The organism is Amycolatopsis thermalba (assembly GCF_023376025.1).
Classification (GTDB): domain Bacteria; phylum Actinomycetota; class Actinomycetes; order Mycobacteriales; family Pseudonocardiaceae; genus Amycolatopsis_E; species Amycolatopsis_E thermalba.
The window spans coordinates 6850733-6875333 of sequence record NZ_CP091196.1; the positions used below are offsets into that span (position 1 = coordinate 6850733).

Genomic DNA, 24601 nt, shown 5'->3' on the forward strand with positions numbered 1-24601 from the left:
ATCGAGTGCCAATGCGCGAAGGAGCACCTGTGCCCACGTACCAGTACGCCTGCAAGGAGTGCGGCCACCGTTTCGAGGCCGTGCAGTCGTTCTCCGATGCCAGCCTGACCGAGTGCCCGGAGTGCACCGGCCCGCTGCGCAAGCTCTACGGAGCGGTCGGCGTGATCTTCAAGGGCTCCGGCTTCTACCGGACCGACTCGCGTTCTTCGTCGTCCTCATCGACGTCGTCCACCTCCTCGTCCAGCTCGTCAAGCTCGTCGAGCACGTCCAGCGAGAGCAAGAGCAGCTCTGCCTCCTCATCTTCGTCGAGCGGTACGACAACGGCGGCCGCCGCGGCTTCCTGACCGCTGAGTTATCCACAAGTACCCAGTTATCCACAGCTGCCAGATCCGCGTCTTTCCGCCGGGTGTCAGCACCCCTAGCGTCGATTCCGTCGACGGCACACCGCCGTCGCATCCGACGACTGGGGGTGCTTCGCCATGCGCTTCGATCCGTGTGCCCGCTGGAACCGGCTCCGGCCCCGCTTCGGCGGACGACGGTGGCACCGGCTGCGCAAGCTGGTCGCCGCCGGTCTGCTGATCACCGCGGCGGTCCTGGCCGCACGCCCGGACGCGGCCGAGCCGCGGGCCGAGCCGCCGCCACCCTCCGTACCTGTCCCCTTCACGGGTGATCTTGCGTTCGCCGCGGTGCCGGTCCGGCTCGCGGACACCGGTGTCGCCGACCTGCTGAGCCCCGGTATGCGCGTCGACGTGGTCACCCTCGACGAGTCGGCGCAGAGCAGGAAAGTGCTGGCCAGCATGGCGACCGTGCTGACGGTGCGGCCGCCGCCGGCCTCGGCCGGACGCCTGGCGAGCGCGCGCGACGGGCCGCTGGTGGTCCTGTCGTTGCCGGAGGACACGGCCAGGGAGGTGGCCGCGATGTCACTCCAGAACCCGGTAGCGGTTACCCTCCGTTAGCCGTTTCCGGAGGAGAGGAGTGCACATGCTCAAGGGCTTCAAGGACTTCCTGATGCGCGGCAACGTCATCGAGCTGGCGGTCGCGGTCGTCATCGGGACGGCGTTCACCGCGATCGTCACGGCGTTCACGAACGGGCTGATCAAGCCGCTGATCAACGCCATCGGCGGCTCGGACGCCGCGAAGGGCCTGGGGTTCAACGTCCTGCGCGAGAACGACTCCACGTTCCTCGACTTCGGCGGCGTGATCAACGCGGCGATCAACTTCGTGATCGTGGCCGTGGTGGTCTACTTCCTGCTGGTCCTGCCGATGAAGAAGATCCAGGAGCGCCGCAAGCGGGGCCAGGAGGAGGGCCCCGCCGAGCCGACGGACGTCGAGCTGCTGACGGAGATCCGCGACCTGCTGCGCCAGCAGAGCGGAGCCAACGGCCAGGTCAGCAGCCGCACCGAAGCCCGCGACTGAGGCCCTTTTGCCTGCTCCGGGCACCCTGGGCCCGGAGCAGGCCGGTCAGCCCTGGCGCTCCCGGCCGCGCAGGAGCCGGTCGCCGGGCCGCCGATCCCGGTACCAAGCAGGCCACTCAGCTCCGGCACCCGTCACACAGGGGCGCGCCAGCCCAGGACGAGGTCAACGGCCCTGAAACACCATGGCCGACCCAAGCACACCTCAAGCCCCACAGGCGTCTCCGAGAAAGCCGTTGGTGGCGGCCTCCCGGGCGGGCCGACACCTGGCCTCCCGACAGGGCCGGGCTGCGGCTAACCGCCGTGGTGGGGTGGCCGGTTCTCGCGGTACCAGGCGTCCTCGTCGCGGGCCGGGCGCTCCGGCTCGCGCTCGTCGGACGTCGTGTCCGGGAGGACCTCCCCGAAGATCTCCTCCAGCTTGCGCCGGTCGCGGGGAGGCTTGCGCTCCCGGTCCTCCCCGGACATCAGGACTCGTCGAGGCCGGAGAGCTGGTCGATCACGTAGGGCACGAGCGAGGACAGCGTCGCCATGCCGTCGCGCACCGCGGCGCGCGAGCCGGCCAGGTTGACCACCAGCGTGCTGCCCGATACGCCGACCAGGCCGCGCGAGATGCCCGCGTCGACCGCGCCGGCGGCGAGCCCGGAGGAGCGCAGAGCCTCGCCGATCCCGGGAATGGGGCGGTCGAGCACACCGATCGTCGCGTCGGGGGTGACGTCCCGCGGCGACACGCCGGTGCCACCGACGGTGATGACGAGGTCCACACCACCGATCACGGCGGTGTTGAGGGCGTTGCGGATCGCCACGGTGTCGGCGTGCACCAGCACCACGCCGTCCACGATGAAGCCGGCTTCCTCCAGCAGCTCCTGAACCAGGGGGCCCGAGGTGTCCTCATGCTCGCCGTGCGCCGCGCGGTCGTCCACGATCACCACGAGCGCGCGGCCCAGCCGCTGTGCACTGCGTTCCATGAGCACACGGTATCCGGTTGTTACCGACGTCTGACGAGCACGTCGCCACTACTGCGAGGTAGCCCGCGCCGCCCGTGACCGGTGCCCCGCGCCACGGGCGGCGCCGGGATCATCGATTCCCACGTCGCCGCCTCCTGACCACCTCCCGCCGGGGGTCGTGCTCCTCGACGACGTCCCGCCACGACCCCAGCGAGCTGCCCACCGGTTCGCCCACGACACCGTCACCGGCGCCCGGGCTCCTGTCCGAAGTGGACGCGGTGCGGCTGGCCGGGGCGGAGCGACTGGCGCGGACGTCAACGGCGCACCGCCCCCATGTCCGCGACCTGCAGCCCGCGCCGCTTCAACCAGGACGTCCACCTGACTCCCCCGCACAACGCCCGCTGAACCGGCCTCCCGCACACAGTGGTCCCCGTAACCACGGGCAGCGCCTGGACAGCCGACGTCCGCCACAGTGCGCATGCCCGTGGCCTGCTGGGCTTCGCGGCCCGGCGCGCGTCCACGCCGCCGCACCTCCGCGTCACCTTCGTCGGCCGTCTGGGGTCCTCGACCGAACCCAACACTCCCGAACGCTTCCTGCGACGCAGGGGCGCGATTCGCCGCGTCCCGACGACGCGGTGGATCCACGGCCCGCCGATGCTGGAGGTGTCAGCCCCGCCGTCGGGGTCGATCATGCTCACCGGGCTGACTACGGCCCCGGTCGGGCCAGGCCCGACCGGGGCCAGCCGTGCGCTGGTTGCGGCTCCGCTCGGTTCAACCACCGCCCCGCCTGCCAAAATTCACCCGCCCGCGAGCGGCAGCCCTCGCCGTGGTCACACCCCGACGCGACCTCGCCCGCCATGCGAGACCAAACCCATTCCTCGGACTCCTCCACGAGCATCCACACCCGCTGCAGTGGCACTTCAATCTGGACGCTTCCCGGTAAGCGGTCGTAGGTCCGCAGCAACCGGTCGATCACGTCGTTCGCGTCGCACACTCGGACGCGGATGGTTCCCGAGATGGCGCCTCGCCTCGCGGTTCAGCCCACCCCACGCGACCAACAGGCCCTGATCGGCACCGTGTGTGCCCATCACCCCGTGCAGCTGCGTGACGACCTGCGAGCCGATCGGTCCCTCGTTGGATTTCACCTGTGCGAGCAAGAGGGGCCCACGTCCCGCGTAGATGTCCATCCCACCATCAGGCCCCGGGGTCGACACCGTGCAGTGATAACCCTCCGCACGCAGGATCTCCGCCACCAGGTCGGCCAAACCATGGCCGGCGAACCGCTCCCGGATCCGCTGCATGATCCGGTCCCGGGCGACTTGTTCGATGTTGGCACGCAGCTCGGGAACGTCGACCGGGTCTCGGAGTCCAACCGCACGGCTTCCGTCCACACGCTCGCGAACGGCGCTTCGGCTGACCGGTTTTCCGGATCGGAACCGACGCCCATCAACTCCTCGATCCGACGGTAGACGTCGTTCTTGCTCGGCTGGAATATCGTCAACGCCGAGCTGAAGAGCAGGTCCTGGTGAACGACGGCACGCGGAAGATCTGTCCGGCACCAGTCCACGTCGATCACATGGCGCCTCGCGAGGTCGGCGTCGGCGACTTCAGTGACAGCACCACAGCGCCGCAGGTTCTGTCATTTCACATCGCGGCAAAGAGAAAACCGCGCGCGACCGGAATCCCTCCAGTCGCACGCGGTTCGGTTGCCGGCTCGTCCCCGGGGAGCCGGTCAAGTGGTCTCGGCCGCCCCGGGCGGCCGAGCGTCTGTCATCCCCTCCGGCCGCCCCGAAGCGGCCGGACGCGTCTCCGGCCACCGAGCAGGCCGGAGACAGCAACCTCAGTTCGTCGGCACCGGTTGGCCGCCCAGCGTCACTTGCACGGTGCGCCCATCGCTCAGGGTGAAAGTCACCTTGTCGCCCGGGGCGCGGGTTCGCACGGCCGCGATGAGGCCGTCCGCGTCGTTGATGACCAGGTCCTCGACCTTCGTCACCACGTCGCCCTGCTTCAGGCCCGCCTGCTCGGCCGGGCTCCCGGCCTGCACGCCCGCGATCGTGGCCCCACCCTGCTGCGCATCGCTGACGTTCGCCCCGATGAACGTCTGCGTCGCCTTGCCGGTGTCGATGATCTCCTGCGCCGTGCGCCGCGCCTGGTTGATCGGGATCGCGAAGCCGATGCCGGCGTTCGTCGCCTCCGTCTGGCCCATTCCGGACGACTGCGGGCTGTAGATGGCCGAGTTGATGCCGATCACCTGACCCGACAGGTTCGCCAGCGGACCACCCGAGTTGCCCGGGTTGATCGCCGCGTCGGTCTGGATCGCGCTCATCACCGTCGTCTGGTCGCCCTCGCTGCCACCGGCCCGCACCGGGCGGTGCAGCGCGCTCACGATGCCCGACGTGACCGTCCCGGCCAGCTCGAACGGCGACCCGATCGCCACCACCGACTGGCCCACGTTCAGGTCGTCGGAATTGCCCAGCGCCACCGGCGTCAGGTTCTTCACCCCGTTGACCTTCACCACGGCGACGTCGGTCGTCGGGTCGCGGCCCACGATCGACGCGGTCGCCTTCGTCCCGTCCTGGAACACCGCCTGGATCGAGCCGCCGTCCACGGCGACCTCCACCACGTGGTTGTTGGTCAGGATGTAGCCGTCGGTCGACAACACGAACCCGGAGCCCTCGCCCTGCCCGCTCCGCCCGGACACCTGCAGCTCCACCACGCTCGGCGACAGCTTCTGCGCCACCGCCTCGACCGAACCGGCCGGCGCGGACGTCGTCTGCTGCGCGGGCACGGGCTGGTCGAGCGCGTTGTACGACGCGCCACCGGTGTTCTGCGCGGTCAGGTACCCCCCGGCGGCACCCGCTCCGCCACCGACGATCAACGCGAGCACCGCGACCCCGGCCACGAGCTTGCCCGGGCCCCGACGCTGCTGCGGCACAGCCGTCATCGTCGCCGTCGCGTACGGCGACTGCTGCTGCGCGCCCGGCGGCGTCCACGGGTACCCACCAGTCTGCTGCCCACCCGGCGCATACGCGCCGCGCGCCTGCTCAGGAGCGGCCTGCTGCGCGGCTCCCTGTGCCGACCACGGGCTCGGCTGCGGCCCCGAGCCGAGCGGCGTTCCGCGCGCGGGCGTCTTCGCGTCCTCCGGCGACTGCTGCGCGCCGGGGTCCCGCTGGGCACCGCCGTCGTGCGGTGCGCTGGGGTCGTTCTCGGTCATGTCCCTACCATGCGTGTCGGTCCTGAGAGCGGGCTGAGCCCAGCCTGAGGGTCACGCATGAGTATGCCGCCGGTGTCAGCCCACCGCGCGGAGACGTTCCGCGATCTGCTCCGGCGTGGCGTCGTTGATCCACACCGCCTCGCCCGATTCGGACCCGGCGAGGTACTTCAGCTTGTCCGGCGCACGCAGGATGGAGAACAGCTCGAGGTGCAGCCAGCCCAGCTCGCGGTCGATCCGGACGGGCGCCTGGTGCCAGCCGGCGATGTAGGGCAGCGGCCGGTTGTAGAGCCCGTCGCAGCGGCGCAGCACGTCGAGGTAGACCTCGGCGAAGTCGTCGCGTTCGGCGTCGGTGAGCGCCGGGATGTCGGGCACCTGGCGGTGCGGCACGACCTGCACGTGCACCGGCCACCGCGCCGCGGGCGGGACGAACGCCGTCCAGTACCGCCCCTCCGCGATCACGCGCGTGCCGGTCTTCCGCTCGGCGGCCAGCACGTCACCGAGCACCGGGCGGCCGTGTTCCTCCTGGTAGGCCCGGGCGACGTCGAGCATGCGGCGCGTCTTCGGCGTCACGAACGGGTAGCCGTAGATCTGGCCGTGCGGGTGGTGCAGCGTCACGCCGATCTCCTCGCCCCGGTTCTCGAACGGGAAGACCTGCTCCAGCCCGTCGATCTCGGACAGCGCGGCCGTGCGGTCGGCCCACGCCTCGACGACCGTGCGCACCCGCGACGGGCTCAGCTGCGCGAACGATCCATTGTGGTCACTGGTGAAGCAGACGACCTCGCAGCGCCCCTTGCCCGGCGCGGTCCGCACGAGCCCGAGACCGTCCAGTGTGGACCGCTCACCGGTGGCGCCCTCCTCGAAGGAGGGGAACCGGTTCTCGAACACGACCACGTCGTAGTCGGGTTCGGGGATCTCGCTCGGCTTGCCCGGCTTGCTCGGGCACAACGGGCACAGGTCGGCCGGCGGCTTGTACGTGCGGGTCTGCCGGTGCGCGGCCATCGCCACCCACTCGCCGGTCAGCGGGTCGAGGCGGATCTCCGAGCTGGCGGCCACCGCGGGCAGGTCGCGCGTGTCCTCCGCCGTGCGGGACGGGGTGTTCTCGCCCTCGTCGAAGTAGATGATCTCCCTGCCGTCGGCAAGGTGGCGAAGCGTCCGCCTCACTCTTCCTCCGTGTCCTCGTTGACGGGTGCGACCTTCAGCTCACCCACGTGCTCGGCCAGAACGTCGCGCGCCGCCTCGCCCAGCCCGTCGTCGCTCACCACGACGTGCGCTTCGTCGAGCTCGGCGATCGTGGAAATGCCCACCACACCCCACTTGGACGAGTCGGCGAGCACGACCAGCCGCCGCCCGGACTCCACCAGCGCGCGGTCGGTCTCGCTCTCGGTCAGGTTGGGCGTGGTGAAGCCGGGGCCCTCGGCCATGCCGTGCACGCCGAGGAACACCTGGTCCAGGTGCAGTCGGCGCAGGCTGTGCACGGCGACCGGCCCGACCAGCGCGTCGGAGGGCGTGCGGACGCCGCCGGTGAGCACCACCGTGCGGTCCGGCGCGGACGACGCGCGCAGCACGTCGGCGACGTGGATCGAGTTGGTGACGATCGTCAGCCCGGGCACCCCGTCCAGCGCGCGGGCGAGCGTCCACGTGGTCGTGCCGGCGGACAGGCCGATCGCGGTGCCCGGCTGGACCAGCTCGGCGGCGACGCTCGCGATGGCCTCCTTCTGGGCCTGCTGCCGCACGGACTTGGCCTCGAACCCGGGCTCCTCCGTGCTCGGCCCGACGACGGCGGTCGCACCGCCGTAGACCTTCTCCACCAGACCGCGGCCGGCGAGCACGTCCAGGTCGCGGCGGATGGTCATGTCGGACACGCCGAGCCTGCTGACGAGGTCGCTCACGCGGACCGCGCCGGTCCGCCGCGCCTCTTCGAGGATCATCGCCTGCCGCTGCCGCGCCAGCACCATCGCTCCCATCGCCCAACAACTACACAAAATCCTACACGAATCAACAAGCGCAGGATGTGGTCAGCCGGGCGAACCGGGCAGACGCAGGTTCAGCAGAGCACCACCCTCCGGGGCGCGGCCGGCGTACGCGACGCCACCGTGGCGCTCGGCGGCCTGCTTGACGATCGCCAGCCCCAAACCGGATCCGGGCAGGGTGCGGGCCTCGGACGAGCGGTAGAAGCGGTCGAACACGCGCGGCAGGTCCTCGTCGGCGATGCCCGGACCGGAGTCGGCGACCTCGATGACCGCGGTGCCGTCGCCCAGCGGGTACATCCGGACCCGCACGCGGGACTCGGGCGGGGAGAACTTGACCGCGTTGTCCAGCAGGTTCAGCACCGCGCGTTCGAGGGCGCCGGCGTCGCCGGTGACGACCCACGGCTGGAGCGCGACGTCGAACTCGATCTCGCCGGCGCGGCGGCGGGCGCGGTCCAGGGCGCGTTCGACGACCTCGACCAGCTCGACGCGCTCGAACGCGGTACGCGGCTCGTCCTGCCGGGCCAGCTCGACGAGGTCGCCGATGAGCTGGGTCAGCTCGTCCAGCTGGGCCTTGATGTCGGTCTCGATCTCCGCGCGGTCCTTCTCCGACAGCGACGGCGCGCCCGAGCGGCTGGCGGACAGCAGCAGCTCGAGGTTCGTGCGCAGGGACGTGAGCGGGGTGCGCAGCTCGTGACCGGCGTCGGCGACGAGCTGTCTCTGCCGGTCCTGCGACTCGGCGACGGCGCCGAGCATCGTGTTGAAGCTGTGCGTCAGCCGGGCCAGCTCGTCGTCGCCGCTGATCGGGATCGGGCGCAGGTCACCGGTCCGGGCGATGTGCTCGGTCGCCGAGGTCAGCCGTTCGACTGGTCTGAGCCCGGTGCGGGCCACGGCCGTCCCGGCGAGCGCGGCGACCACGATCCCGCCACCGCCGATCAGCGCGAGGACCACCGCCAGCTCGCGCAGGGTCTGTTTGGTCGCGTCGAGTGGTTGCGACAGCACCAGCGCCACGCCCGGCTGGTAGCGGTAGGGCACGGCGAGCACGCGCGAGTCGGTGTTCTGGTCGGTGCGGATCGACGAGGTCTTCTGGCCGCTGGCCACCTCGCGCTCGTCGAGCCCGATCGGCGGCCGCATCGACGGCGCCGACTCGAACGCGGACGTGCCGTCGGCGACGATCAGGTCGAAGCGCACGTCGACCAGGCGGGTGATGTAGGTGGGGATGCGCAGGCCGCCGGTCTGCACGACCTGCGGATCGTTGATGACGCTGTTCGCCTGCTGGATCAGCTCGTCGTCGACCTGCTGGTACAGGTTGTTGTAGACGGTGATGTAGGCGCCCAGCGAAACCAGCGCCAGCACCCCCGCGACGCACGCCGCGGCCAGCAGGGTGACACGCGCCCGCAGCGACATCCGCCGGGGAGCTGAACCGTTGTCCACGCGGATCACGGGCACCGGTTCGGTCACGGCTTGGCTCACGGCGGGGTTTCCCGCAGCACGTACCCGACGCCGCGGACGGTGTGGATCAGGCGCGGCTCACCGCCGGCCTCGGTCTTGCGGCGCAGGTAACCGACGTAGACCTCCAGCGCGTTGCCCGAGGTCGGGAAGTCGTAGCCCCACACCTCCTCGAGGATGCGGCCGCGCGTGAGGACGTGCTTCGGGTACGACATGAACAGCTCGAGCAGCGCGAACTCGGTGCGGGTGAGGCTGATGTCGCGGTCGCCGCGGCGGACCTCGCGGGTGCCCGGGTCGAGCGTCAGGTCGGCGAAGGTGAGCTTCTCGGCGTCCGGGGGCGTCTGGGCCTCGCGGGAGGCGCGGCGCAGGAGCGCGCGGAGGCGGGCGAGGAGCTCCTCCAGCGCGAAGGGCTTCGGGAGGTAGTCGTCGGCGCCGGCGTCGAGACCGGAGACGCGGTCGGACACCGTGTCGCGGGCGGTCAGCACGAGGATCGGCAGGTCGTCACCGGTGCTGCGCAGGCGCCGGGCCACCTCCAGCCCGTCCAGCCGGGGCATCATGACGTCGAGGATCATGGCGTCCGGCCGGTCGGCGATCACGCGCTCCAGAGCCTGGGCGCCGTCGCCCGCCAGCTCCACCTGGTAGCCGTTGAACTCCAGCGACCGCCGGAGCGACTCCCGGACCGCCCGATCGTCGTCGACAACGAGAATGCGCATGTAGACAGTGTTGCGGACGGTGCTGAGACCCGCCTAAGAAGTCACTGGTCCAGCAGCCCGCCGCGGTAGGCGAGCAGGGCGGCCTGGACCCGGTTCGCGGCGCCGATCTTCGACAGGACCGCCGAGACGTAGCCCTTGACGGTGGCCTCGGACAGGTGGAGTTTGCCGCCGATCTCGGCATTGGACAGGCCCTGCCCGATCAGGGCGACGACTTCGCGCTCCCGCTCGGAAAGTGAGGCGAGTAACTTGCGCGCCGGCTGAGCGGCGCGTTGTCCTTCGCGGTGGGCGCGCACCATGCGCGCGGCGACACCGGGGTCGAGGACGGCGCCGCCTCTCGCGAGGTCGCGGACGGCGCGGAGGAGTGCCGCGGGCTCGATGTCCTTGAGGAGGAAGCCGTTCGCGCCGAGCCGGAGGGCCAGGCTGACGTACTCGTCCATGTCGAAGGTGGTCAGCATGGCCGCGGCGGGCGGGTTGGGCAGCTCGAGGATCGCGCGGAGCGCGCGGATGCCATCGTCGGGGGCCCGCATCTTGATGTCGAGCAGGACGACGTCCGGGTGGAGGCGCCGTGCCGTCTCGACCGCCGAGCGCCCGTCGTTCGCTTCACCGACCACCTCGATGTCCGGCGCGCCGGCCATCATGCCGCGGAGACTGGCCCGCACGAGATCCTCGTCGTCGGCGAACATGAGCTTGATCAACTAAGCCCTCCGAACGGTCGGTGGAGCGGGGTGTCCGCGTCCCGATCACGGAAGGTTACCCAGTGGTAGCGCGGACGTCGATACGCTGATCACCCGGGGTGGTTGCGCCTTTCGTAGGTGGTTTGGGGCGGCCGGGTTGCGCCCCCGGCAGCACCATGGCGCGGCTGACCGCACTCGACCGAGGCGGCGATCGGCCAGCCGCGCTCGACCGAGGCGGAGGTCACGCACATAGGGGCGCCCCGGACCCGCTACGCTGAGGCGGCCAGCCCTCGTAGCTCAGGGGATAGAGCACCGCTCTCCTAAAGCGGGTGTCGCAGGTTCGAATCCTGCCGGGGGCACAAAGCCCCTGGTAGAGCCATTGACCAGGGGCTTTGTGCTGCGCGTCCCCATGCTCAACCCTCGTTTTGGGCCTTTCGACGGCGGGCCGAGCCGCCAGCGGGGGCGAGCCTCAACTCACGCGCCCCCGGGACGCGAATCGCCGTGTGCTTGGGCTAGACGAGTAATGCGTAACTGTGTCAGTGGTCGTAGGCGGTGAGGGATCGGGTGACGGGTTGGCCGGTGGCGCGGTTGTGCCAGATGGCCGCGGTCAGGGCCAGGAGACGTTGGGCGATGCGGATGCCGACGCCCTCGATGGTGCGCCCACCGTGCCGTTCCAGGTCCAACTGGCCTTTGAGCGTGTCGTTGACCGACTCGATGAGCTGGCGGATGGACTTGAGTAGCGGCTCACCGGGGTGCGGGATTCGGTTGCGGTAGGACAGTCGGATCAGCCGGACGCCGCGCTCGGCGAGGTAGTGGTCGAGTTCTCGGGAGACGTAGCCCTTGTCGGCGATGATCAGCAGTCCGGGGCGTTCGGCGAGCAGGTGGGGTTCGTGGTCGCAGATGGCCATGAGTACCTGCCGCTCGTCGATCTTCGGATCGGCCAACGCCCAGGCGATGGGCAGTCCGGCCGGGGTGCAGACCAGGTGCAGGCGCAAGCCCCAGAACCAGCGCGAGTGCGAGCGGCAGTAGCCGTACTTGGCCCAGCCGGCCAGTTCCGAGCGCTTCACGGTGGGCAGGGAGCGTCCGCATTCGACCGGAGTGGAGTCGACGATCCAGGTGTTGTCGGTCCACAGGTCGGTGTCCGTCGCCAACCAGCGCATCACCTGCTTGACCAGTGGTAACGCAGCGCGCAGACGACGGTTGTAGCCGGACTGGCCGGGCAGGCTCCGGAAGGCACCAGGCATCCGGGTAGGCAGGAACCGCAGCCACCGGGCCTCCGAGGTGAACCCCAGCAGCGCCTGAGCCACGGCCAGGGTGACCAATTCCGCGTCGGTGAGCTTCGCAGGTCTGCCCATCCGACGCCTATCAGCGAGGCGGTCGTCGATCTTGACGTACAGTGCGGTCAGAAGGGTGTTCAAATCGGTCGTCACAAACTGATCTTGAACACCCTTCGTCCGTCTTCGCTACCACCCCGACTTACGCATTACTCGTCTAGCAGCCGGCGCGGATCTCCGAGCGGTGCTGGCCCAGGCGATTGAGCAGCCCCACAAGACGCTTGACCTGGAGCCTGGAAACTGGCGTCCAGCACCATGCCCACGCTCCGCGAATCCAACCGCGTAGTTGATGTGCTGCGCCCGGGCGATAGCGTGGCCGTGCTGCCCGACGCCGTTCTCACCGACGAGCGGACAGACGGACTGGATTTCGCCCCGCGGACGAAGTACCAGCATCGGTTGACGGAAGGCGGCGGGTACGACGAGCCCCATCGGGCCTTGCTGCGAGAACTGCAGAACCAGCAAGGAAAGCACCGAAACCAGCCCGGAGGGTTCTGGTTCGCAGAAAGCCGCTCAGGACGCCCTGGTTCGCAATACCCAACTTCAATGCACCCTGGGCCTTCCTCGCAACTGCCGACGCACACAACACGACGCGCATCGGTATGACCGGCTGGGTCATGAGTCCTCAATCAGATCCGACAAGCTCTGCGCCATCCTCCGCCGCGGCCGGCAGTGGGAGCGAACGGAGGCATGCGCGCCAATCTTCCCGAGCCAAGCGGCACGATGAACAGGTCACTGATGCTATGACTGGATTCTGAGCCAATCAGTCATTGGCCCGGAACTCCCTCACCACGAGGTCATGGCGTACGCGTGTTCAAAGTTTCCTTACTTGTTCGAGGCGGCCCCTGCGGGGCCGCTCATTCGGCCCTCATCTCGTCGAACCGCCGGACGCGGGCGTGCGGCTGACGCCGGTCCCCCGTGGCGGTTCGACGAAGGCCAGGCGGCCCCACAGCCACCGCAAGAAGAAGAACAAGATGCCCTCGCCGGGCAGGCAGGCTCCGCTGGGGAACGCAGACCAGGTTGCGTTGGCAGGATGGGCTCTCGGTGGTCATCCCGTCGCCTGATCCGATGGCTATCGACTCGTCCCGGGCGGAAAGGTTGGCGACTTCGGCCGGCGGATGAGCCCCGAGGTTGCAGCCAGCCCCCACACGTCGTGATCCGAGACCACGAAAGGCGGGGCCGCAGGTTTCCGAAGTGTTTCGATCGCCCGCAGGACTCGGCAGTACACGTGATCAAAACTTGACCCTGTGTCATGTAACCATGTCGCCCGAGCCAACGATGGATCGTTCGCGCACAGCTGCTCTGGTGATCCAAGGGGGACTCCGCTGAACTTCTCGAACAAGCTTTCGACCACCTCACCCACTCGGAGCAACGCAGGCAGGTCACCGTGCGCATGATCCCAGATTCGGTGCATCCCGGTGCCAGTCGGGCAGAACAGGACATTTTCTCGGAGCTGGCCGCACTCGAAGTCGCCGGGTGGGAATACGCCATGCACAGCACCAACCTGCCCGAACACGACCGCAAGAGGGTCTGCGAGATCGATTTCCTCTTGCTGGGCGAACGCGGCTTGCTGGTGCTGGAGGTCAAAGGAGGCGAGATATTCCTGAAGAAGGACGTTTGGCACACGCGTGACCTCAAGGGCAAGCGGCACCGGCTCAAGGAAAGCCCGCTCGACCAGGCTCGGACGAGCATGTTCGCCTTGACGAACGTCCTCCGCCGCACCACCGCCGATCCGGAGTTGGTCGAGCGCACGGTGTTCGGGTATGGCGTCGTTTTCCCGGACAGCGAGTTCGATGCGGTCAGCGTGGAGTGGACCCCCGAAATGGTGATCAACTCCATCCGCTTGGACTCCGAGGGGTGGGCGGACTGCCTCGATCGGCTGGGCGCGTTCTGGGAGGGCAAGCCTGGCGGCCGGGGTTCTCTGTCCGCCGATGAGGTCGAGCGCTACCTCAACGTCCTCCGCCCCGACTTCGATCGCGTGCTGTCCCTACGCCGTCTCGACGACATGGTGGAGAAAGAACTCGTCGCCCTCACGAAGGGCCAGTACAAGGCACTCGACCAACACCGCAGGAATCCGCGCTTGGTGTTCGAAGGCGGTGCCGGGACGGGCAAGACCATGCTGGCGGTCGAGATGTGCCGACGTGCCCGGGGTTCCGGTGAACGCATCCTGCTGACCTGCCGCAGCCACGTCCTTGCGGCCTTCATCCGATCGCAGCAGGACCTGGAAGGCATCACCGTGGTCCCGTTCGACGAGGTGCCCGCTTTCGACGCGACCACCTTCGACGTCGTTGTGGTGGACGAGGCGCAGGACGTCATCAACGGGCACGACCTCGACGTGCTGGACACCCTGCTGGTAGGCGGGTTGGCCGATGGCCGCTGGGCCTTCTTCCTGGACTCCAACAACCAACGAGGGCTGGTCGGACGCTACGAGGACGATGCGAAGGTCAGGCTGGACTCGCACCGTCCCACTTTCGTCGACCTGATGGACAACTGCCGGAACACCATCGAGATCGTTCGAGCCACCCAGGAGCGAACCGGGGCCGACTTGGGAGTGACCACGGCCGGTCACGGCCGGGAGGTCGTGGTGGTCGAGGAGAACCGCGAGAAGACAATCAGCACGGTGGCAGCGGCCTTGGTCGAACTGGAAGAACACGGCGTGCCACTCGAACAGGTCGTGCTGCTCTCACCGCACGATCTGGCCGCCTCGATCTTCGTCGAACTACCCGTCGAGTGGCTCGAGCGTGTCGACGTGCTGGACCTGATGCGCATGCGCCGACCCGGCCGTGGACGCGTCGGGTTCGCGCAGGTCGCCGACTTCAAGGGACTGGAGAGCCGGTACGTCTTCCTGGAGGTGGACGAGGCGGCGGACGAACAGGCAGCGCGCGCCCAGCTGTACGTGGGCATGACCCGCGCCAAGGCCGCGCTGTGGGTGGTCAAGCCGGAGGCATTGGGGGTGGAGGGGTGACGGAGGCGCAGGCCACGGGGTTCCCGGACCGGGACCGAGTGCTCGACTACCTGCACGACCAGCTGGTCGGTCCGGTCGACGGTGACGACGAGGTCCTGTACGAGAAGGCTCCGCAGCACCGGTACCTGACCGCGGTGCTGTACCCGATGTCGCTCGTCCCGCCCCCAGCCGACGCGAGCGCCCCCAACGATGATGCAGAGGAAGTCGACGACCGCGCGGGCGCACTACCCGATGACGACGACGAGGACCCCATCACGCTGGCGGGACAAAGCCGGCCGAGTTCGGCAGGCATCAGCTTCATGACCACAGAGCGGTCCGCGATCGTGGTGGAGGTGCGAGCAGCGCGGTACCGGGCCACCTCAGCCGACGAGTGGCGACGCGAACCGCTCGAACTCAGGGGAGAACAGGCGCTTCGGATCGACCCCCCACCCTCCGGGACGAGCCGGGGGAAGAAGCTCTGGAACGAGGCGGCCAGCGTCGAGGTCACCTGGCGCCCGCACACCGACGGGGTGATCGTCACCGTCGTCTTGGTCAACCGCAAGGTGCAGGAGGAGCGCCGAGCGGTGAACCCGGAGGACTGCCTCTTCCAGGTCGACCTGCGCTGCTCGGTCGCGGAGGGCGCTCTCATCCGCTATCCGGCGCAGGCGCGGGCACACAGTGACGAAGAGGCGGAAGAACTCGAACTTCAGTACCGCGACGTGCCGGTGTACGCCGTCGGTCACGGAACGGCAGCCCGCTGGGACACCACCGGCGACCGGCCCTCCTGGGTCGGCACGTCGTTCCTCCCCGTGCACGTCGTGCCCGACGTCGACTTCGACCTACCCGAAGTGGCCGACGCCATCCGCCTGAACGGCCTCGCCGCGATCGTCACCGACCCCGAGCCCGTGTTCGCGGCCCTGACCGGCTTCGTCGACCGGTACTCGGAATGGATCACGAGAACCTGGGAGGCCGCATCAGCGAGCCTCGACCAGCGGCTCTACCCCGCCGCCCAGCGCTTGCGCGATCGCGCGACACGTGCCAGGGACCGCATGCTCGCCGGTCTCGACTTCCTGCGCGAGGACCAGGACGCGCTCAAGGCTTTCGCGTTGGCGAACCGCGTGATGGCCATGCAGATGGCGCACAGCCAACCGCACCTCGGTGGCTCGCCGCACGCCCCCTCGGAGGCACCGGACCCGGCGGTCGACTACGACACGCTCGACTACACCTGGCGCCCGTTCCAACTCGGCTTCCTGTTGATGACGGTTAAGGGCGTGGTCCAAGAGGTCGAGGACCGGGACTTGGTCGACCTCATCTGGTTCCCCACCGGCGGAGGCAAGACCGAGGCGTACCTGGGGCTCGCCGCGTTCACCATCCTCCACCGGCGGCTGACCGGGGGTGACGCAGGAGCGGGTACGACGGTCATCACCAGGTACACCCTGCGCCTGCTCACCAGCCAGCAGTTCCAGCGCGCCGCAACCATGATCGCCGCCTGCGAACGGGTACGCCAAGACCACCCCGACCACCGGGGGCAGCTCGGCAGCCGTCCCGTGTCGATCGGCCTGTGGGTCGGCGGTGAGAACAGCCCCAACAGCTTCGCGGAGGCCCGCCGGTTGCTCGCGCAGCTACGTGACGGCGCCGCGACCGACCAGGGCTTCCAGATCGAGTCCTGCCCGTGGTGCGGTACCAGAATCGCGCCAGGCAGCGCGGACGACGAGCAGCGATGGGGCATCTCGGCGACCAACAACTCCTTCCGGGTGCGGTGCGTGAACGACAAGTGTCCTTTCCGCACCGAGCTGCCCATGTCGTCCGTGGACGAAGACCTCTACCTGAACCCACCCACCATGCTGGTCGGCACGGTCGACAAGTTCGCCCGCACGGTCTGGAAAGAGGACACCGGCGTGTTCTTCGGCGCGGGTCCCTACCCAGGGCCGTCACTGATCATTCAAGACGAGTTCCACCTCATCTCCGGCCCGCTCGGGACCATCGTTGGCCTCTACGAAGCGGCCTTCGACGTGCTGATGGCGCATCGGGGCGCCAAGCCCAAGATCGTCGCCGCTACGGCCACCATCCGCCGGGCCGACGAACAGACCAGGAGTGTCCTCGGACGGCCTGTTGCGCTGTTCCCGCCAGCGGGCGTCGATGCGGCCGACTCCTACTTCGTGCGCACCGACCGCGAACGACCCGGCCGTGCCTACATGGGGGTCATGCCCCAAGGGCACACACCGCTCACCGCGCTCATCCACGTCACCGCGGCGCAGTTGCAGGCACCGCTCGAAGTCGACCTGACGCCCGCGGCCAAGGACGCATATTCGACGCTCGTCGTCTACCACAACAGCCTGCGCGAGCTGGGCAAGACGATCAACCTTGCCTCCGACGACATCCCGTCGCGGTTGAAGGTGATTGCACAGGCCGAGGACCACGTGCGGCACCTCGACGACGACAATGTGGTCGAGCTGACCAGCAACGTGGCATCAGCACAGATCCCGCAACGCCTGGAGCGGCTCAAGAAACCGCACGACGCTCCAGACGGCGTCGCCTTCCTCGCCAGCACGAACATGATCTCCGTCGGCGTCGATGTCGGACGGCTCGGCGTAATGACCGTCGTCGGCCAGCCGAAGACGACCGCCGAGTACATCCAGGCCACCAGCCGCGTGGGGCGGAGCGCCGACCGCCCTGGCCTCGTGGTGGTGGTCTACTCACCGTCCAAGCCGCGAGACCGGTCGCACTACGAGTCGTTCACCCCCTACCACGCGAGCCTCTACCGCTCGGTTGAGCCGAGTTCGGTGACGCCGTTCTCGGTACCGGCACGCCTGCGCGCCCTCCACGCGGACTTGGTCGTGCTTGTGCGCCACGCGCTCGGTCTGGCGGGTGACCAGGAGGCCGCGTCGTTCGACCCCGACGACGAGCGGTTCGCCGTGCTCGTCAAGAGGTTCCTCGGCCGAGTCGAACGAGCCGACGCGACTGAGCTGGAGCGGGTCGAGACCCACTTGAACGACCTCATCGAAACATGGGTGAAGCGGGCAGTGGATGCGGAGCCAGCCGGCGGCCTGCGCTACAGCCAGGGCGGGCGCGAGCGTCCCAGGCTGCTCAAGCGTTTCACAGACCGGGGCGACGGCTGGGCCACGCTCGACTCGATGCGCAGCGTCGACGTGGAGGTCCAAGTGGAAGTGAGGGGGGCCAGGAAGTGACGGTCCGCAAGGTTCGGCGTTCGCAAATCATCAGTCCTTTCGGCCCTGGAGCGATCATCGACCTCGTCGGTGAGTCGTTCGTGGTGGAGGACGCCGGGAAGTGGCGCGGCCCGCACGTGCCCATCGACTTCCCACGCTTGGCTTCCTACCTGAAGGTGGACTCGCTCGCGGCGCCCTCACCTCGCTGGCCCATCCCCTACTACCGCTTCCCCCAGTGGCTGTTCTGCCCAAGCTGCCGGCGCATGAGCCGGTGGTCGTACAAAAAAGAGGTCGCCAACACCGCTCCCTCCTGCGAACACTGCCCCAGCCACAAGCAGCTCATCCCGATGCGGTTCGTTGCGGTGTGCGCCAACGGGCACCTGTCGGACGTGGACTGGGTCCGCTGGGCGCACTCCGCGGTTCGCCGCAACCGGAGTCAGAACCAGTGCCAGCGGCCGGACCTGAAGTTCCTGAGCAAGGCCGACGTCGGTGGTGGCCTGAACTCGCTCCTCGTGCGCTGCGGGACGTGCGGTGGTGAGAGGTCCTTGGACGGTCTGACCACCAGGATCGGACTGACGCAGATCGGCAGCAAGTGCTCGGGGAGGCAGCCGTGGCAGGACCAGAGGGATGCTGCGGTGTGCTCCGAGCAGGTGGTGGCGATGCAACGCGGGGCGTCGAGCGTGTACTTCCCCACCGTGGAGAGCGCCATCGACATTCCGCCGGAGTCGGCGTGGAGCACGGTCAGCGACCCACTAGCGACGCTGAAGAGGAGCAGCGAGTTCAAGTTCCTGGTCGGCCAACCCAGCTACAAGTTGGCCAAGCAGATGATCGAAGTCGCTGCCGACGAGTACGGGCTCTCCGTCGCCGAGGTCGAGGCGGCACTGGCCCGTGAGGTGGGTGACCCGCGCGTCCCCATGGACGGTGGTCCGGAGAACATCCGTCCGGACGAGTGGGCGGCCCTGATCAACCCTCAGGAGGACCACGACCACCGGGATCACTTCATCTCGCGCCGAGCCGATCGACCGCTGGGTGACGCCGGAGGGAAGACGAGCGGCTGGCGGGAGCTGATCGCCGACGTCGTGTTGGTGGACCGCCTTCGCGAAGTTCGGGTGCTGACGCACTTCGAGCGCCACACGATGCAGGAGAAGGTGCCCTCGAACCTGAGTTCCGACGGTGACTTCCTGCCGGCGATCGAGGTGTTCGGCGAGGGTTTCTTCCTCAGGTTCGACGAGGAAGCCCTCGTCCGCTGGGAACGATCAGGCCCAGTGGTCGACCGGTGCCGGAAGCTGGTGGAACGGCACGAAAACAAGGGAGCCAAGTGGCTTCCCGAACCGACACCGCGCTACGTGCTCCTGCACACCTTCGCGCACTTGCTCCTGCGCAACACCGCCTTCGAAGCTGGCTACTCGACTTCCGCCTTGCGCGAGCGCCTGTACGTGACGAAGAGCGACAAAGGCCCCGCCATGGCCGGGGTACTGGTCTACACCGCGGCTGGTGACTCGGAGGGCACTCTCGGCGGCCTTGTCAGGATGGGCGAGTTCCCCCGGCTGGGCCGGCTCCTCGACATGTCGATCACCTCGGCCCGGTGGTGCTCGTTCGACCCCGTGTGCGCGGACCACCCCGGCCAGGGGCCGGACGGGTTGTCCCTGGCGGCGTGCCACGCGTGCTCGTTGACTCCAGAGACGAGCTGCGAGGTGATGAACAGGCTGCTGGACCGGCGTCTGCTGCTCGACCCGGAGTTCGGTTTCTTCAAGGACCTGGCGGCGATGGTCGACAGTGTCCCGGGGAGCGCGCTGTGAGCGCCGCGTTACGCGCCCTGGTTCACGAGGCACCTTGTCACACCGTGGTGGCCGCCGCGCCCGCGGTCGATCAAGCGAGCCAAGCGGTCGCCGCCTACCGCCGCTTGCGGGCGCGCGGCAAGGAACTTCACGTCATCACCCGGTCCAGCGTGCTGGCACGCCGCATCCGCGCGATGATGCCGTTCGAGAGCCGTGGTGACGCGGTCATGACCTACCACTCCTACTTCGCCAACGTGTGGCGCACCGTGCTGCGAGTCAGGCCACCGGAAACGGACGATTACGACGTCGACTTCTGGGAGTTCAAGCGGCACCTCCGGGCCCGCTACGTCCGGCCGCTGGACCGACGGCATGTCATCGTCGTCCAAGGGCAGCAGCTGCCATCCGACTTCTACACGGTGCTCCGGCTGCTGAACATCGAAGCGACGGTGTACGTCGATCCCGTGCAGACGGTCGGCGACTCCGGTACGCCCCTGGACGACCTCACCGCCCTCCTCGGCTCCGGCGCAGCCACGACTTCGCACGACGTCGACGGCGGCACCGCGCAGATCGCCCAGTTGCTCGAGCACCTCGGCGATGGATCCTTCCTCGCAGACGTCTCCCGTCGTGAAGGTCCGCGGCCAGCGCTTGTCGACCACGAGGACGTCGACGAGGAAATTCGGTTCGTCGTGGAGCAGGCGACGGCGCACCGCGACCTGCGGATCGGCGTGCTCCTGCCGACCAGGGAAATGGTCCACGTCTTCAAGGACAGGATCGGCGACCTGTTCGACGGTACGACGCAGTGGCACTTGTCCGGTGCCAACGTCCCACAACACGCCATGGTTACCGCATCCGATCCGGGAGTCAAGGTGCTGACCTGGGTCAGCGCGGTCGGGATGCGGTTCGACCACGTCGTGCTGGCGGGACTCGACCAAGTGGAGGACCGCTTCCGGTTCGAGAACGCGTTGCGGGTGCTCGGCCCGACGACGCGCTCGGAGTTGTTTCTCTCCTACTCCGGTATGGGACGACCCACTGCATTGAGCGGGCTCCCGTTCGCCTTGGTGGACGACCGCACGCGCAAGACAGCCGGCGACGAGTGGGTGGAGGTGGTGTCCACCACGCTCCCCGCTCCTCCTCCTGCCGCACCCGAACAGTTGCCACCGCCCGGCCGATCAACCGTCGACAGTGCCCGTGCCGTGCTCGCCGTTACGATGCGGAGCAAAGACCGCGCCAAACGCCTACTGACAGCCCAGGAGGAGGTCGGGTTGGCGCAGCTGATGCGGCTCCCCGGTGGAGACCTCGCGGAGGAACTTCCCAGAGGTTTTCGCTCGACGCTGCGCAGCGACGACGAGCGGGCGAAGGCGTTCGACGCCATGGTGCTGCACAACACCGGCCTCGTGGGGTCCTGCATCACGAAGTACCTCGGTGCCGGTCTCGACCACGAGGACCTGTACCAACACGGGGTTTTGGGTCTGATGCGAGCGATCGAGAAGTGGGACGGTTCCCGAGGGCTGAAGTTTTCCACCTACGCGATGCACTGGATCAACCAGCACATGGGCCGGGCGGTTCCCGACGAGGGCACGACGGTCCGGCTGCCGATCCACAAGTACGAGGAAATCCGCAAGGTTCGCAGCGTCCGGAACAGGCTGCTGTTCGAGCAGGAAGACGCTCCAATCGCGGAGATCGCCAGACGCACCGGGTTTTCCTGGGAGAAGGTGGTGGACTGCTTGCGATTGTCCAAGGGTGTGATCAGCCTGGACACACCCCTGGGCGTGGGCGAGAGCTCGTTCGCGGAGCTGATCCCCGCTCCGCTCGAACACCACTCGAACCCCGACTACGTGCTGGACCACGAACTCGGTGCCCAACTCGTGCGAGAAGCCTTGTCACTGTTGAAGGAACGTGAAGCCGAAGTGCTCAGGCTGCGGTTCGGCTTCGACGGTGGTGACGACCTCACCTTGGAGAAGATCGGTGAGCGCTTTTCGGTCACCCGCGAACGGGTGCGGCAAATCGAGAGCAAGGCGAAGGGCAACCTGCGCGACAAGCTCGCGATCGTGGGGCTGGTCGCCGGCGGTGCGGATCCCGTTCCCACTCCCCCACCCAAACGTCCGACCCGTCGGCCGAACGTCGTGCGCAGACCGATCGACGACAGACGCCCGGCCGGCACGGAGATCGCCACGGGATCGGGTCTCGTTGAGCGGCTCGGCGCCGCAGGCGGAAACAGCGCCGTCGGGCACCTGCTGATCGCCTTGGTGGACCGCGCTCTGGAATCCGGTGCCCGCCACATCCGCATCAGGAGCGCTGGCTCCGGCACGAGTTCCAGGCTTGCGCTCGTCCACGACGGTGAAGCCTTCGCCGGATACACGTTGCGCTCGACGCTCGCCGAGGAACACGAGGTTTCGCGCGGATCGGTGGCCCTCGGTGTCGCCGCTTCCCTGTACGACGAGGTCACCACTTGGGAGTCGCACGCGTCCCCGGCCTGCCTGGTGCTCACCTCCGCAGTGGACACCGACACGTGGTGGTTGCATCGCACTTTCCGGAGGCTCCCTGCAGGACTGCTGGCCGAGCGTGAGGTGAACCACTGGTCGGTGGTTCTGCTCCGCGTCCCACGTCCGCAAGTCGCACGAGCACACCTCGGCACGATCCTCGACCAGTGCCTCCGAGACCTGGGCGTGGTGTTCGGAGAGTTGTTGGAGCGCAGGGTCGACATCGACGTCAACGGATGCGCGGTGACTTCCAAAGACCCGTTCCTGTGGAGCAACCCTGCCGGTCAACACCTCGGGGAGGAGCAGGTGACCGGCGCGGGTTTCTCGGTCGTCGCCAGTCCTCGTGTCCTCCCCCACCCGGACCTACTGCGCGCGGGCGACGTGGACTCGGTCGGCGACCCGGTCGACTGGCGGGCCTCCCAGGGTTTCTACGTGCGATGCGACGGCCGATATCTCTCGCGCGGTGGCTGGCTCGGGCTCGACGGCCTGGACATGGCGGAGAGCGCCGCACTGGCCCGGGTACTCGTCGAGGTCCCGCTCACGCAGCGATCCGCTTGGGGCGAAGACCGCCCCGGAGCCGCGGTCGTGCCTCCGGAACCGCTGCGGCCGAGGCTGGCCGCTCTCGCGCGAATAGCGCGCGGCAAGTCAGAACTCGTGATTGAACGACACCGAACCAGGGGGACGACGTGACGGACAGCGAACTCGCTGCCTTCGCAGCAGAGCTGCGGCGCAGGGTGGAGGATCGGGTCCAGGCCGAGCCCGAGCTGATGGCACGGGACGCTTTCGTGACCTTGGTCGGCGAGCACCTGATCGACGACGGGGCGCTGGACGACCTGAACACCTGCTACCTGTTCGTGCCCTGGCAGAGCCGTCGGGTCGAGGTCGCCGGGTACGACATCACGGGAGACGGCTCGATCCTGCACCTCGTCACGGCCGATTACGGCTTGAACGCCGAGCCCCTCAAGCGCGAGCGGCTCACCCAGCTGGTGCGTCGCGTAGGCGCGTTCGCGGAGTTCTGCCGCAGCGGACTGCACGAGCAGCTCGAGCGGTCGAGCCCGGCTTACGACATGGTCGAGCACATCCACAGTGCGTGGCCCCAGTTCCAGATGATCAAGATTTTCGTCTTCACCGACGGGAAGACGGGGTTGCGTCGAGCGGAAGAGGTCACCGTCGCTGGTCTCCCGACCCGGGTGAACGTGTGGGACGTCAACCGCCTCCACAAGCTGATCAGTTCGAGCGCCGACCAAGAGGACATCCTCATCGACGTCGTGAAGATGGGGTACGAGGTGCAATGCCTGGAGTCACCTGAGCAGGCCGACGGGTACCGCTGCCTGATGGCGATGCTGCCGGGGAAGCTACTCGCCGATTTGTACGACGAGTACCACAGCCGCCTGCTCCAGCGCAACGTGCGCGCCTACCTGCAGGCCAGGGGAAAGGTCAACAAGGGAATCGCGGAGACGATCAAGGAGCAGCCCGGTCGATTCCTGGCCTACAACAACGGTGTCTCCGCCACCGCTCGTGCAGCAGGCCTCGAACGGACGCCGAGCGGTCTGGTGCTGCGGACCCTGACCGAGCTGCAGATCGTCAACGGTGGGCAGACCACCGCGTCGCTGCACCACGCTGCGCGCAAGGGGATCGATCTGGCCCAGGTCGTCGTGCCCGCGAAGATCACCTTGATCCCCGACGACCGGCTGGACAGCATGGTCCCGGAGATCTCCCGCTACGCGAACTCGCAGAACGCCGTCACCCCAGCCGACTTCGAGGGCAACAGCCGCTTCCACGTCGGGTTGGAGCGGTGGTCCCGCACCACCTGGGTGACCCCTCTCGGTGTCGACGTCGAGCAGACCCGCTGGTACTACGAGCGCGTGCGTGGGCAGTACGACGTCGAGAAGAACAGGTTCACGACCGTCGCCGCGCGGCGCAAGTTCGACCGCGAGAATCCCGTGCGACAGCGGTTCGGCAAGACCGACGCCGCGAAGTACGAGTACGCATACTCGCTCCGACCTGAAGTCGTGTGCCAGGGCGCCGAGAAGTGCTTCCGGACGTGGACGTCGGACGAGGGTTTGGCCGAGCGCGAAGCCCCCGACGACGTGTACTTCCGCCACCTGGTCGCCAAAGCGATCGTGTTCCGCCAGGTGAGAGCGATCATCCAGAAGCAGAACTTCGGGGGCTACCTCGGGCAGACAGCTGCGCACACCGTGTCGCTGATCGTGCACACGCTCGGCGGGCTCGACCTGGACCGGCTCTGGCGCGAACAGACGCTGCCAGAAGCGATCGCCACGGCGGTACCCGAGGTTGCCAAGGCTGTGCGCCGAGTGCTCACCTCACCTCCTAGCGGCGGGAACGTCACCGAGTGGGCGAAGAAGACCGCGTGCTGGGACCGCGTCCGCGCGGTGGGCTGGGCTCCTCCTTCCGACGTCCTCGCCTGTTAGGCGACTTCATCTCCGTTTTCATCGTTAGCGCGTCGGGCGGCCGAGCGGACCGGTCCCGGGAAGTGGCATGAAGAAGTTGAGCAGATCCAGATCTAC

18 protein-coding genes and 1 tRNA gene are annotated in these 24601 nt (G+C 68.4%); 9 read left to right on the forward strand and 10 right to left on the reverse strand.

Annotated features, from left to right (window positions below; genetic code table 11):
• The first annotated feature begins 29 nt into the window (after positions 1-29).
• The 3 genes from L1857_RS33140 (at position 30) to mscL (ending at position 1416) form a co-directional block, all read left to right on the forward strand.
• Positions 30-344, forward strand: a complete 315-nt coding sequence (locus L1857_RS33140) for an FmdB family zinc ribbon protein (protein ID WP_094004509.1) — start codon at positions 30-32, stop codon at positions 342-344.
• A 135-nt stretch (positions 345-479) separates the two neighbouring features.
• Positions 480-956: a hypothetical protein gene (locus tag L1857_RS33145; protein ID WP_116109408.1), complete on the forward strand. Its 477-nt coding sequence runs from the start codon at positions 480-482 to the stop codon at positions 954-956.
• 25 nt (positions 957-981) lie between these two features.
• Entirely contained in the window at positions 982-1416 is a 435-nt protein-coding gene (gene mscL, locus L1857_RS33150) for a large-conductance mechanosensitive channel protein MscL (protein WP_116109406.1), read from the forward strand.
• A gap of 290 nt (positions 1417-1706) precedes the next feature.
• Here mscL and L1857_RS33155 read toward each other — a convergent pair whose 3' ends face one another.
• The 9 genes from L1857_RS33155 to L1857_RS33190 form a co-directional block, all read right to left on the reverse strand.
• The gene (locus L1857_RS33155) at positions 1707-1877 is read right to left on the reverse strand and encodes a hypothetical protein (RefSeq protein WP_094004506.1); all 171 of its coding nucleotides are present in this window, start codon (positions 1875-1877) and stop codon (positions 1707-1709) included.
• Positions 1877-2377: a MogA/MoaB family molybdenum cofactor biosynthesis protein gene (locus tag L1857_RS33160; protein ID WP_017984989.1), complete on the reverse strand. Its 501-nt coding sequence runs from the start codon at positions 2375-2377 to the stop codon at positions 1877-1879. Before L1857_RS33160 ends, L1857_RS33155 begins: the two co-directional genes overlap by 1 nt.
• Positions 2378-3276: 899 nt before the next feature.
• The gene (locus L1857_RS35860; protein WP_116109403.1) at positions 3277-3657 is read right to left on the reverse strand and encodes a restriction endonuclease; all 381 of its coding nucleotides are present in this window, start codon (positions 3655-3657) and stop codon (positions 3277-3279) included.
• Positions 3658-4196: 539 nt separating this feature from the next.
• Entirely contained in the window at positions 4197-5570 is a 1374-nt protein-coding gene (locus L1857_RS33165; protein ID WP_116109398.1) for a S1C family serine protease, read from the reverse strand.
• A 75-nt stretch (positions 5571-5645) separates the two neighbouring features.
• Positions 5646-6731 (reverse strand): galactose-1-phosphate uridylyltransferase, encoded by a 1086-nt coding sequence (gene galT / locus L1857_RS33170; protein ID WP_249467249.1) that lies wholly within the window; start codon positions 6729-6731, stop codon positions 5646-5648.
• Positions 6728-7525: a DeoR/GlpR family DNA-binding transcription regulator gene (locus L1857_RS33175; RefSeq protein ID WP_162830560.1), complete on the reverse strand. Its 798-nt coding sequence runs from the start codon at positions 7523-7525 to the stop codon at positions 6728-6730. Before L1857_RS33175 ends, galT begins: the two co-directional genes overlap by 4 nt.
• 60 nt (positions 7526-7585) lie before the next feature.
• On the reverse strand, positions 7586-8944 hold the full coding sequence (locus tag L1857_RS33180; RefSeq protein ID WP_116109490.1) for a sensor histidine kinase: 1359 nt from the start codon (positions 8942-8944) through the stop codon (positions 7586-7588).
• A gap of 62 nt (positions 8945-9006) precedes the next feature.
• The gene (locus tag L1857_RS33185) at positions 9007-9699 is read right to left on the reverse strand and encodes a response regulator transcription factor (RefSeq protein WP_094004502.1); all 693 of its coding nucleotides are present in this window, start codon (positions 9697-9699) and stop codon (positions 9007-9009) included.
• 41 nt (positions 9700-9740) lie between these two features.
• On the reverse strand, positions 9741-10394 hold the full coding sequence (locus tag L1857_RS33190) for a response regulator (protein WP_094004501.1): 654 nt from the start codon (positions 10392-10394) through the stop codon (positions 9741-9743).
• A gap of 265 nt (positions 10395-10659) precedes the next feature.
• Between L1857_RS33190 and L1857_RS33195 the strand changes: the two genes are divergently transcribed.
• Positions 10660-10732, forward strand: a tRNA-Arg gene (locus L1857_RS33195).
• Between the two features lie 177 nt (positions 10733-10909).
• Here L1857_RS33195 and L1857_RS33200 read toward each other — a convergent pair.
• A complete protein-coding gene (locus L1857_RS33200; protein WP_116109393.1) occupies positions 10910-11803 on the reverse strand; it encodes an IS982 family transposase in 894 nt (297 codons plus the stop codon).
• Positions 11804-13097: 1294 nt separating this feature from the next.
• On the opposite strand from L1857_RS33200, the gene L1857_RS33205 reads away from it, so the two are divergent.
• From L1857_RS33205 to L1857_RS33225, 5 genes are read left to right on the forward strand one after another with little or no spacing between them, the layout of a single operon-like run.
• Positions 13098-14669 (forward strand): nuclease-related domain-containing DEAD/DEAH box helicase, encoded by a 1572-nt coding sequence (locus L1857_RS33205; protein ID WP_116109391.1) that lies wholly within the window; start codon positions 13098-13100, stop codon positions 14667-14669.
• Complete coding sequence (locus L1857_RS33210; RefSeq protein WP_116109389.1) at positions 14666-17836, forward strand: helicase-related protein; 3171 nt, start codon at positions 14666-14668, stop codon at positions 17834-17836. Before L1857_RS33205 ends, L1857_RS33210 begins: the two co-directional genes overlap by 4 nt.
• A complete protein-coding gene (drmB, locus tag L1857_RS33215) occupies positions 17833-19614 on the forward strand; it encodes a DrmB family protein (RefSeq protein ID WP_116109386.1) in 1782 nt (593 codons plus the stop codon). Before L1857_RS33210 ends, drmB begins: the two co-directional genes overlap by 4 nt.
• Positions 19611-22763 (forward strand): sigma-70 family RNA polymerase sigma factor, encoded by a 3153-nt coding sequence (locus L1857_RS33220; RefSeq protein WP_162830956.1) that lies wholly within the window; start codon positions 19611-19613, stop codon positions 22761-22763. The genes drmB and L1857_RS33220 overlap by 4 nt, the downstream gene beginning before the upstream one ends.
• Positions 22764-22807: 44 nt before the next feature.
• Positions 22808-24505 carry an AIPR family protein gene (locus tag L1857_RS33225; RefSeq protein ID WP_205413160.1) on the forward strand — a complete coding sequence of 566 codons (1698 nt, stop codon included), beginning with the start codon at positions 22808-22810 and terminating at the stop codon, positions 24503-24505.
• Positions 24506-24601 lie beyond the last annotated feature (96 nt).

What these genes read in the sequence shown, in the direction of transcription:
- L1857_RS33185 (WP_094004502.1), bottom strand. Translation starts at nt 9,699, where the DNA reads ATGCGCATTCTCGTTGTCGACGACGATCGGGCGGTCCGGGAGTCGCTC.
- L1857_RS33145 (WP_116109408.1), top strand. Translation starts at nt 480, where the DNA reads ATGCGCTTCGATCCGTGTGCCCGCTGGAACCGGCTCCGGCCCCGCTTC.
- L1857_RS33205 (WP_116109391.1), top strand. Translation starts at nt 13,098, where the DNA reads ATGATCCCAGATTCGGTGCATCCCGGTGCCAGTCGGGCAGAACAGGAC.
- mscL (WP_116109406.1), top strand. Translation starts at nt 982, where the DNA reads ATGCTCAAGGGCTTCAAGGACTTCCTGATGCGCGGCAACGTCATCGAG.
- L1857_RS33155 (WP_094004506.1), bottom strand. Translation starts at nt 1,877, where the DNA reads ATGTCCGGGGAGGACCGGGAGCGCAAGCCTCCCCGCGACCGGCGCAAG.
- L1857_RS33160 (WP_017984989.1), bottom strand. Translation starts at nt 2,377, where the DNA reads ATGGAACGCAGTGCACAGCGGCTGGGCCGCGCGCTCGTGGTGATCGTG.
- L1857_RS33180 (WP_116109490.1), bottom strand. Translation starts at nt 8,944, where the DNA reads ATGTCGCTGCGGGCGCGTGTCACCCTGCTGGCCGCGGCGTGCGTCGCG.
- L1857_RS33165 (WP_116109398.1), bottom strand. Translation starts at nt 5,570, where the DNA reads ATGACCGAGAACGACCCCAGCGCACCGCACGACGGCGGTGCCCAGCGG.
- L1857_RS35860 (WP_116109403.1), bottom strand. Translation starts at nt 3,657, where the DNA reads ATGCAGCGGATCCGGGAGCGGTTCGCCGGCCATGGTTTGGCCGACCTG.
- L1857_RS33175 (WP_162830560.1), bottom strand. Translation starts at nt 7,525, where the DNA reads ATGGTGCTGGCGCGGCAGCGGCAGGCGATGATCCTCGAAGAGGCGCGG.